The sequence below is a fragment of the Streptomyces sp. SID3212 genome, assembly GCF_009865405.1.
Taxonomy (GTDB): Bacteria; Actinomycetota; Actinomycetes; order Streptomycetales; family Streptomycetaceae; genus Streptomyces.
In genome coordinates this window covers 1-9,372 of sequence record NZ_WWJY01000650.1, presented here as the reverse complement: position 1 = coordinate 9,372, position 9,372 = coordinate 1, and the positions used below count along the sequence as shown (strand labels likewise).

General features: G+C 71.1%; 5 protein-coding genes. 3 read left to right on the top strand and 2 right to left on the bottom strand.

Annotation, left to right across the window (positions count from 1 at the left end):
* Window positions 1-482: 482 nt before the first annotated feature.
* The 3 genes from GT042_RS19575 (at window position 483) to pepN (ending at window position 7,811) form a co-directional block, all read left to right on the top strand.
* Complete coding sequence (locus tag GT042_RS19575) at window positions 483-3,797, top strand: S8 family serine peptidase (protein ID WP_202533190.1); 3,315 nt, start codon at window positions 483-485, stop codon at window positions 3,795-3,797.
* 162 nt (window positions 3,798-3,959) lie between these two features.
* A complete protein-coding gene (locus GT042_RS19570; protein WP_161310024.1) occupies window positions 3,960-4,988 on the top strand; it encodes an aspartate-semialdehyde dehydrogenase in 1,029 nt (342 codons plus the stop codon).
* Between the two features lie 243 nt (window positions 4,989-5,231).
* Window positions 5,232-7,811 carry an aminopeptidase N gene (pepN, locus tag GT042_RS19565; protein WP_161310023.1) on the top strand — a complete coding sequence of 860 codons (2,580 nt, stop codon included), beginning with the start codon at window positions 5,232-5,234 and terminating at the stop codon, window positions 7,809-7,811.
* Window positions 7,812-7,953: 142 nt separating this feature from the next.
* Here pepN and GT042_RS19560 read toward each other — a convergent pair whose 3' ends face one another.
* Window positions 7,954-8,208 carry a hypothetical protein gene (locus GT042_RS19560; protein ID WP_161310026.1) on the bottom strand — a complete coding sequence of 85 codons (255 nt, stop codon included), beginning with the start codon at window positions 8,206-8,208 and terminating at the stop codon, window positions 7,954-7,956.
* 119 nt (window positions 8,209-8,327) lie between these two features.
* Window positions 8,328-9,372 (bottom strand): 4-alpha-glucanotransferase (gene malQ, locus GT042_RS19555; protein WP_161310022.1); only part of this gene is annotated, 1,045 nt, incomplete at its 5' end.

The window sequence follows — 9,372 nt, the reverse complement described above, 5'->3', positions numbered from 1 at the left end:
CAGCGCGCCGGTCCAGGCGAGACGGGCGCGGTGCGTCGCGCGGCGGGCGGCGCGGGTCGCCGGGCGGTGAGCGGGGGCCGTACGTGCCGACATGGGGAACTCCTCCGTGCGTGAGGTGCGGTCGGCGGACAGGACCGCGGCGGGACGCGGGGAGTTGCCCGGCGCGTCGGGGTTGACCGTGTTTCGGTCGTTCGGGAGCGGCGGCGGCAGAATACGGGAGGGCTCCCGCCGGCCGCGTACTACGCGCGTCATGTGTCCGCAGAGCGGACGGATTCACTCCGGTGCTCCGCCCAACGACCGTGCGGGCCGGGCATGTTCGCCGGTTTGGGCCGGTTCCTCCCGCCTGGCGGGTGACCCGCGTTGGCGGGTGTACGCCATGACCGAATCCCGCCGCCGACAACACTCCACAAACCCCTGTTGGGTAAGAAAAGCTGAGCGGTCACCGGTACCGAAATCCGGATCTTCTCTTCCACACCACAGGGATGCTGATGACCTCCGAATCCGCAGGCTCCATATCCGGGCCGAGACGCGTGGCCAGGATCGCGGCAGCCGCCGGCCTCGTGGCCGCGCTGATCGCCACGGGCGCCGCCCCCGCGTTCTCCGAGACGGGCACCGACGACCCGGCCGCCACCGCCGCCGTGAAGTCCGACCGGGCGTCCGACAAGCTCGGCGCCGTGGACGCCCAACTGCTGTCCCAGGCCGAGGCCGAGGGCGCGAAGACCGTCACGCTGATGGTCGCCACCGCCCCCGGTGCGACCGAGCAGGTGGCGGGCCAGCTGGACGACGTCGCGGGTGCGACCGTCGGCAAGACGTACGACAAGCTCGGTTACGTACGCGCCACGCTCCCGACCGCCAAGGCGGACGCGGCGATCAAGGCGGCCGCGAAGCTCTCCTCCGTCCGCGGCATCGATCTCAAGCAGGAGATCCAGCTGGACGACCCGACGCCGGCGGCCGACACGGTCGCGCACGCGAAGGGCTCGAAGGGCTCCGCCGTCCAGAAGTACCCGGCGCCGAGCAGCAGGACCCCGGCGAAGAACCCGTACAACCCGTCCTTCGAGACGGGTGCGGTCGACTTCGTCAAGCAGCACCCGAAGGCCGACGGCCGCGGTGTCACCATCGGCATCCTGGACTCCGGTGTCGACCTGGGCCACCCGGCCCTCCAGAAGACCACCACGGGCGAGCGCAAGATCGTCGACTGGGTGACCGCGACGGACCCGGTGTCCGACGGCGACGGCACCTGGCTGCGGATGAACGGCGCCGTCAGCGGTCCCACGTTCACGGCGTCGGGCCGGACCTGGACGGCGCCGGCCGGTGCCTACAAGTTCCTCCCCTTCGCGGAGCGGGTCACGGTCGGCGGCGACATGGCCGGTGACCTGAACCGCGACGGCGACACGACCGACGTCTGGGGCGTGCTCTACGACCCGGCGAACGGCACCGTGCGGGTCGACCTGAACAACGACGGCAACTTCACGAACGACACCGCGCTGAAGCCGTACAAGGACGGCTTCCAGATCGGCTACTTCGGTACGGACAACCCGGCGACCCCGATCGTCGAGCGCATCCCGTTCGTCGTCGAGATCCGCAAGGACGTCGTCTACAACGGGTCCGGCGCCACGTCGGACTACGTCAACATCGGTGTCATCCAGGGCGAGCACGGCACGCACGTGGCCGGCATCACCGCCGCCAACGGGCTGTTCGGCGGCAAGATGAACGGCGCCGCTCCCGGCGCCAAGCTGGTCTCCTCCCGCGCCTGCACGTGGAGCGGCGGCTGCACCAACATCGCGCTGACCGAGGGCATGATCGACCTCGTCGCCAACCGTGGCGTCGACATCGTCAACATGTCCATCGGCGGCCTGCCGGCGCTCAACGACGCCAACAACGCGCGCGCCCAGCTGTACACGCAGCTGATCGACACGTACGGCGTGCAGCTGGTGATCTCGGCCGGCAACGACGGCCCCGGCACCAACACCATCAGTGACCCCGCCGTGGCGGACAAGGTCATCTCCGTCGGCGCCTCCATCTCCAAGGACACCTGGGCCGCCAACTACGGCTCCGGTGTGACGACGAAGTACGGCCTGCTGCCGTTCTCGGCGCGCGGCCCGCGTGAGGACGGCGGCTTCACGCCGACCATCACCGCGCCCGGCGCGGCGATCAACACCACGCAGACCTGGTACCCCGGCGGCCCGGTCGCCGAGGCGGGCTACACCCTGCCGCCCGGCTACTCGATGCTCCAGGGCACCTCGATGGCGTCCCCGCAGGCCACCGGCGCGAGCGCGCTGCTGATCTCGGCCGCCAAGCAGAAGCACCGCACGCTCACGCCCGCCGACCTGCGGACGGCGCTCACCAGCAGCGCCGACAAGATCCCCGGTCTCCAGGCGCACGAGCAGGGCGCGGGTCTCATCGACGTCGTCAAGGCGTGGAAGGAGATCGAGCACGGCGCCACCGCGCACGAGTACACGGTGAAGGCCCCGGTCGACACCGCGATCGACTACGCGCTGGAGACCCCCGGCTTCGGTACGGGCCTGTACGACCGCGAGGGCGGCCTCCAGGCCGGCAAGAGCCGTACGTACGACGTCACCATCACCCGGACCACCGGCCCCAAGGGCGCGGTGGAGCACCGGCTGGACTGGAAGAACAACGACGGCACCTTCCGGCTGCTCGGCATTGACAAGATCAAGCTGCCGCTGAACCAGCCGGTCACCGTCACCGTCCAGGCCCGCCCCTCCTCGGCCGGCGTGCACAGCGCCATCCTGGAGGCGGACGACCGTCGTACGGAGGGTGTGGACAAGCAGATCCTCGCCACCGTGGTCGTCTCCAAGGAGCTGGCGAAGCCGTCGTACGCCTTCAAGGCGACCGGTTCGGTGCAGCGCAACAGCTCGAAGTCCTACTTCCTGACGGTGCCGGAGGGCGCGAAGACCCTGGAGGTGGCGCTCGGCGGACTCGCCAAGGACAGCCAGACCCGGTTCATCTCGATCCACCCGTACGGTCTGCCGGTCGAGGACAGCTCGACGATCTTCTGCTACCCGAACTACGAGAACCCCTCCAACACCTGCCGCCCGGACCTGCGTTCGTACGTGGACCCGACCCCCGGCGTGTGGGAGATCGAGGTCGAGGCGCGTCGTACCTCGCCGCTGCTCGACAACAAGTACACGCTGGACGTGTCGCTGCTCGGCGCGACCTTCGACCCGGCGGTGACCACGCTGCCCGAGGCGAAGATCGGCACGCCGACCCCGGTCCAGTGGACGGTCAAGAACAACTTCGCCGCGATCGACGGCAAGCTGTCGGGCGGCTCGCTGGGCTCGGCGAAGATCGACCGCCCGTCGATCGAGGACGGCGGCTCGCTCGTCTCCACGATCGTCGTCGGTGAAGGCGTGACCCGCCTGGACGTCGCCATCGGCAGCACGTCCGACACGTCCGCGGACCTCGACCTGACGGTCGCCCGGGGCAACGTGGTCGTCGGGCAGTCGGCGGACGGCGACTCCGAGGAGTCGGTCAGCCTCGTCAACCCGGTCGCCGGCACGTACACGGTGACGGTGGACGGCTACTCGGTGCCGGCCGGCACGACGGAGTTCAACTACCGCGACGTCTACTACTCGCCGTCGCTGGGCTCCATCAAGGTCGACGACACCAAGCCGGTCAAGCTCGCCAACGGCGCGTCGGCGCAGGTCACGGCCGATGTCGTGGTGAACAGCGCGGCTCCCGAGGGACGCCAGTTCTTCGGCGACGTGCAGCTGCTGAACGCGCGCGGCACGTCCGCGGGCACCGGCAGTGTGGTGATCGGCAGCGTCACGCCGTAACGGCGCGGTACTGCTGAGGAGGGGGCGGGCGTCCGTACGGGCGCCCGCCCCCTCCGCTGTCCGGTCCGCGTCCTGGACAACCGACTGGACAACACGGGCAGGGTGATACGCATGATGGAGCGGCACGGCACCCATGCCGCTCGTACATACGGAGGAGACCCCGTGAAGGTCGGAATCGTCGGAGCCACCGGTCAGGTCGGCACAGTCATGCTCAGGATCCTGGCCGAGCGGAGCTTCCCGGTCACCGAGCTGCGGCTCTTCGCCTCCGCCCGGTCCGCCGGGTCCACCCTCGACTGGCGCGGGACGCCGGTCACGGTCGAGGACTCCGGTACGGCCGACTGGTCCGGGCTGGACATCGTGATCTTCTCCGCCGGGGGGTCGACCTCCAAGGCGCTGGCCGAGAAGGTCGCCGCGCAGGGTGCCGTCGTGATCGACAACTCGTCCGCGTGGCGGCGTGACCCCCAGGTCCCGCTGGTCGTCTCCGAGGTCAACGCGCACGCGATCAAGGACCGCCCCAAGGGCATCATCGCCAACCCGAACTGCACCACGATGGCCGCCATGCCCGTGCTGCGCCCGCTGCACGAGGAGGCGGGTCTGGCCGCGCTGGTCGCCACCACCTACCAGGCGGTCTCCGGGTCCGGCCTGGCCGGGGTCGCTGAGCTGCACGGTCAGGTGAAGCAGGTCGTCGCCGACGCGGACAGGCTGACGCACGACGGCGGGGCGGTCGAGTTCCCCGCGCCGGCCGTCTACCAGCGTCCCATCGCCTTCAACGTGGTGCCGCTCGCGGGCAGCCTCGTGGACGACGGCTCCTTCGAGACGGACGAGGAGCAGAAGCTCCGCAACGAGTCCCGCAAGATCCTGGAGATCCCGGAGCTGAAGGTCTCCGGGACCTGTGTACGGGTGCCGGTGTTCTCGGGGCACTCGCTCCAGGTGAACGTACGGTTCGACCGCCCGATCAGTGTGGAGCGGGCGTACGAGCTGCTCAAGGACGCGCCGGGCGTCGAGCTGTCCGACATCCCGACCCCGCTCCAGGCGGCCGGGAAGGACGCGTCGTTCGTGGGCCGGATCCGGGTCGACGAGACGGTCGAGAACGGTCTCGCGCTCTTCGTCTCCAACGACAACCTGCGCAAGGGCGCGGCCCTGAACGCGGTCCAGATCGCGGAGCTGGTGGCGGCGGAGCTGGCGGGCTGAGCCCGGACGCGTGCGGGGCGGGTCGCTCGACCGGCCCCGCACTGTCACGCCGCGCTCATCGCGGTGGCTTCGGCGGGTACAGCTTGAACGATGCCGGAGGTCATCGCTGCGCCTCCTTCCGCCGTCAGCGTAGGGACGGCGCCCGTCCTCCCCGCCACGGTAGCCCGAGGTCCCCACGATCGGGTGAACGCGACCCGCCGTGGAAGGATGGGCCGAAACGCCCTATACCGAGGAGATGACCGGGTGCCTGGCACAAATCTGACCCGCGAGGAGGCGCAGCTGCGTGCGCGCCTGCTCACCGTGGACTCGTACGCGATCGATCTCGATCTGAGCGGCGCGCAGGAGGGCGGCACCTACCGGTCCGTGACCACGGTGCGCTTCGACAGCGCGGAGGCCGGGGCAGAGACCTTCATCGACCTGGTGGCGCCCGCCGTCCACGAGGTCGTCCTCAACGGCACCCCGCTGGACGCCGCCGCCGTCTTCAAGGACTCGCGGATCGCGCTGGCCGGCCTCCTGGAGGGTCCGAACGAGCTGACGGTCGTCGCGGAGTGCGCGTACACGAACACCGGTGAGGGCCTGCACCGGTTCGTCGACCCGGTCGACGAACAGGCCTACCTGTACACGCAGTTCGAGGTCCCCGACGCGCGGCGCGTGTTCGCGTCGTTCGAGCAGCCGGACCTCAAGGCGACGTTCCGGTTCTCCGTACGGGCCCCCGAGGGCTGGACGGTCATCTCCAACTCGCCGACGCCGGAGCCGGAGGACAACCTCTGGCAGTTCGCGCCGACCCCGCGCATCTCGACGTACATCACCGCGCTGATCGCCGGTCCGTACCACGCGGTGCACAGCTCGTACGAGAAGGACGGGCAGTCGGTGCCGCTGGGCATCTACTGCCGGCCCTCGCTGGCGGAGTTCCTGGACGCGGACGCGATCTTCGAGGTCACGCGGCAGGGATTCGACTGGTTCCAGGAGAAGTTCGACTACGACTACCCGTTCGCCAAGTACGACCAGCTGTTCGTGCCGGAGTTCAACGCGGGCGCGATGGAGAACGCGGGCGCGGTGACCATCCGCGACCAGTACGTCTTCCGCTCGAAGGTGACGGACGCGGCGTACGAGACGCGCGCCGAGACCATCCTGCACGAGCTGGCCCACATGTGGTTCGGCGACCTGGTCACCATGGAGTGGTGGAACGACCTCTGGCTCAACGAGTCGTTCGCCACGTACACCTCGATCGCCTGCCAGGCCGACGCGCCGGGCTCACGGTGGCCGCAGTCGTGGACGACGTTCGCCAACTCCATGAAGACCTGGGCCTACCGGCAGGACCAGCTGCCCTCCACACACCCGATCATGGCGGACATCCGCGACCTGGACGACGTGCTGGTCAACTTCGACGGCATCACGTACGCCAAGGGCGCCTCGGTGCTCAAGCAGCTGGTCGCGTACGTCGGCCAGGACGAGTTCTTCCGGGGCGTGCAGGCGTACTTCAAGGCCCACGCCTTCGGGAACTCCCGCCTCTCCGACCTGCTGGGCGCGCTGGAGGAGACGTCCGGGCGCGACCTCAAGGCCTGGTCGAAGGCGTGGCTGGAGACGGCCGGGATCAACATCCTGCGCCCGGAGATCACCCTCGACGCGTCGGGGCACGTGGCGTCGTTCTCCGTCACGCAGGAGGCGCCCGCGCTGCCCGCCGGCGCCAAGGGCGAGCCCGTCCTGCGGCCGCACCGGATCGCGATCGGGTGCTACGACCTGGACGGGAACGGCAAGCTGGTCCGTACGAGCCGGATCGAGCTGGACGTCGACGGGGAGCGCACGGAGGTGCCGTTCCCGGCGAACACCCCGCGTCCGGCGGTCGTCCTGCTCAACGACGACGACCTGTCGTACGCGAAGGTCCGCCTGGACGAGGAGTCGCTGCGGGTCGTCACCGCGCACCTCGGGGACTTCGCCGAGTCGCTGCCGCGCGCCCTGTCCTGGGCCTCCGCCTGGGACATGACGCGGGACGGCGAGCTGGCGACACGCGACTACCTGGCGCTGGTGCTGTCCGGCATCTCCAAGGAGACGGACATCGGCGTCGTGCAGTCGCTGCACCGCCAGGTGAAGCTGGCGCTCGACCTGTACGCGGCGCCGGTGTGGCGCGAGACGGGTCTGACGCAGTGGACGGAGGCGACGCTGGCGCACCTGCGGGCGGCGGAGCCGGGCAGCGACCACCAGCTGGCGTGGGCGCGCGCGTTCGCGTCGACGGCCCGTACGCCGCAGCAGCTGGACCTGTTGCAGGGCCTGCTGGACGGTACGGAAGCGGTCGAGGGCCTCGCCGTCGACACCGAGCTGCGCTGGGCGTTCGTCCAGCGGCTCGCGGCGGTGGGGCTGCACGACACCGAGGAGATCGCGGCGGAGTACGAGCGCGACAAGACCTCGGCGGGCGAGCAGCACGCGACGGCGGCCCGCGCGGCGCGGCCGACGGCCGAGGCCAAGGCGGAGGCGTGGGAGTCGGTGGTGGAGAGCGACAAGCTGCCGAACTCCCTCCAGGAGGCGGTGATCGGCGGCTTCGTCCAGACCGACCAGCGTGAGCTGCTCGCGCCGTACACGGAGAAGTACTTCGCGGCGGTCGCCGAGGTGTGGGAGTCCCGTTCCCACGAGATGGCGCAGCAGGTGGCGGTCGGGCTGTACCCGTCGCTCCAGGTCTCGCGGGAGACGCTGGACGCGACGGACGCGTGGCTGGCGTCGGCCGGCCCGAACGCGGCCCTGCGGCGGCTGATCTCGGAGTCGCGCGCGGGCGTGGAGCGCGCGCTGCGCGCCCAGGAGGCGGACGCGGCGGCGGCGCCGGTCGTCTAGAGCGTGTCCGGAGGTCCCGCTGTCTCTCGGACGGCGGGACCTCTTCAGGATGTCGGCGGTCTTCGCCCCGAGAGGTGATTCGGGTACGCGAAAGCGCCGCACGGCGGCCGTGCGGCGCTCTGCCGGTGCGTGGGGCGGGTGGTCAGCCCTGCTTCGGCTTGGTGACGCGGTGGGACGGGTGCGACTTGTCCAGGACCAGCACCAGGCCGGTGATGATCGCGAACAGCAGCAGCGGGATGCCCACGAACAGGCCGAGGGTCTCCACCACGCTCAGGCCGGGGCCCGGGTCGTCACCGTCGTCGCGGCTCAGTGCGAGCGCCGGGGACGTCATGAGCAGCATCATCAGCGTCGTACCGGCCGCCAGGGCGCCCGCGCGCATCGCGTTCTTCTTGTCCACGGTGCCAACGTAGCGAACGGCCGGGTCCGCCGCGCGCGCGGGGTCCCGTACGGATCGGCGCGCCTCCCGTACGGCCCCTTCTCCCGTCTCCCGTACGGCTCTGTCGCGCGTCCCGGCCGTCACGGGCGCAGCACGTCCATCAGGCGGTGCAGCCTGGGGGACGCGGCCAGTTCCTCCAGTGTCGTCGGGCGGCCCGTCGCGTCCGCCACCGGCAGGCGCCAGTTGGGGTACTGGTCCCACGTCCCCGGCAGGTTCTGCGGCCTGCGGTCGCCCACCGCGTCGGGCAGCCACACCCCGACCATCCGCGCCGGGGTGCGCAGCAGGAAGCGGTAGACCGCGCGGATCTCCTCCTCCTCGTCACCGGGGCCCCCGGGCAGCAGCCCCAGGCGCTCCAGGTACGTGAGCCACTCCCCGACCTCCGCGCGGTCCTCGGCCTGCTCCTGGGCCAGCGGGCGGGTGAGCAGGCCCAGCCGGTAGCGCAGTTCCACGTGCTCGCCCGTCAACCGGGCGGCGGTGGACGGCAGGTCGTGGGTGGTCGCGGTGGCGACGCAGTCCTCGCGCCAGGTCTCCGGCGGCAGGGGCGGCTGTCCCGGCCCCTCCCAGTCCCGTTCGAACCAGAGCACGGACGTGCCGAGCACCCCGCGCCGCTCCAGCGCCTCGCGCACCCCCGGTTCGACGGTGCCGAGATCCTCCCCGACGACCGGGGCGCCCGCGCGGTGCGCCTCCAGGGCGAGGACGGCGAGCATCGCCTCGGCGTCGTACCGTACATACGTTCCCTGGGTGGGCTGTTCGCCCTGCGGGACCCACCAGAGCCGGAACAGCCCCATCACGTGGTCGATCCGCAGCGCCCCGGCGTTCCGCAGCAGGCCCTTGAGCAGGCCGCGGTACGGGGCGTAGCCGGACGCGGCGAGGACGTCGGGGCGCCAGGGCGGCAGGCCCCAGTCCTGGCCGAGGGCGTTGAAGGCGTCGGGCGGGGCACCGACCGACATGCCGGCGGCGAAGGCGTCCTGCTGGGCCCAGGCGTCGGCGCCCCCGGGGTGCACGCCGACGGCCAGGTCGTGGACGATCCCGACGGCCATGCCCGCGTCCCGCGCGGCGCCGGACGCGGCGGCGAGCTGCCGGTCGGTCAGCCAGGCCAGCCGGCGGTGGAAGTCGACGCGGTCG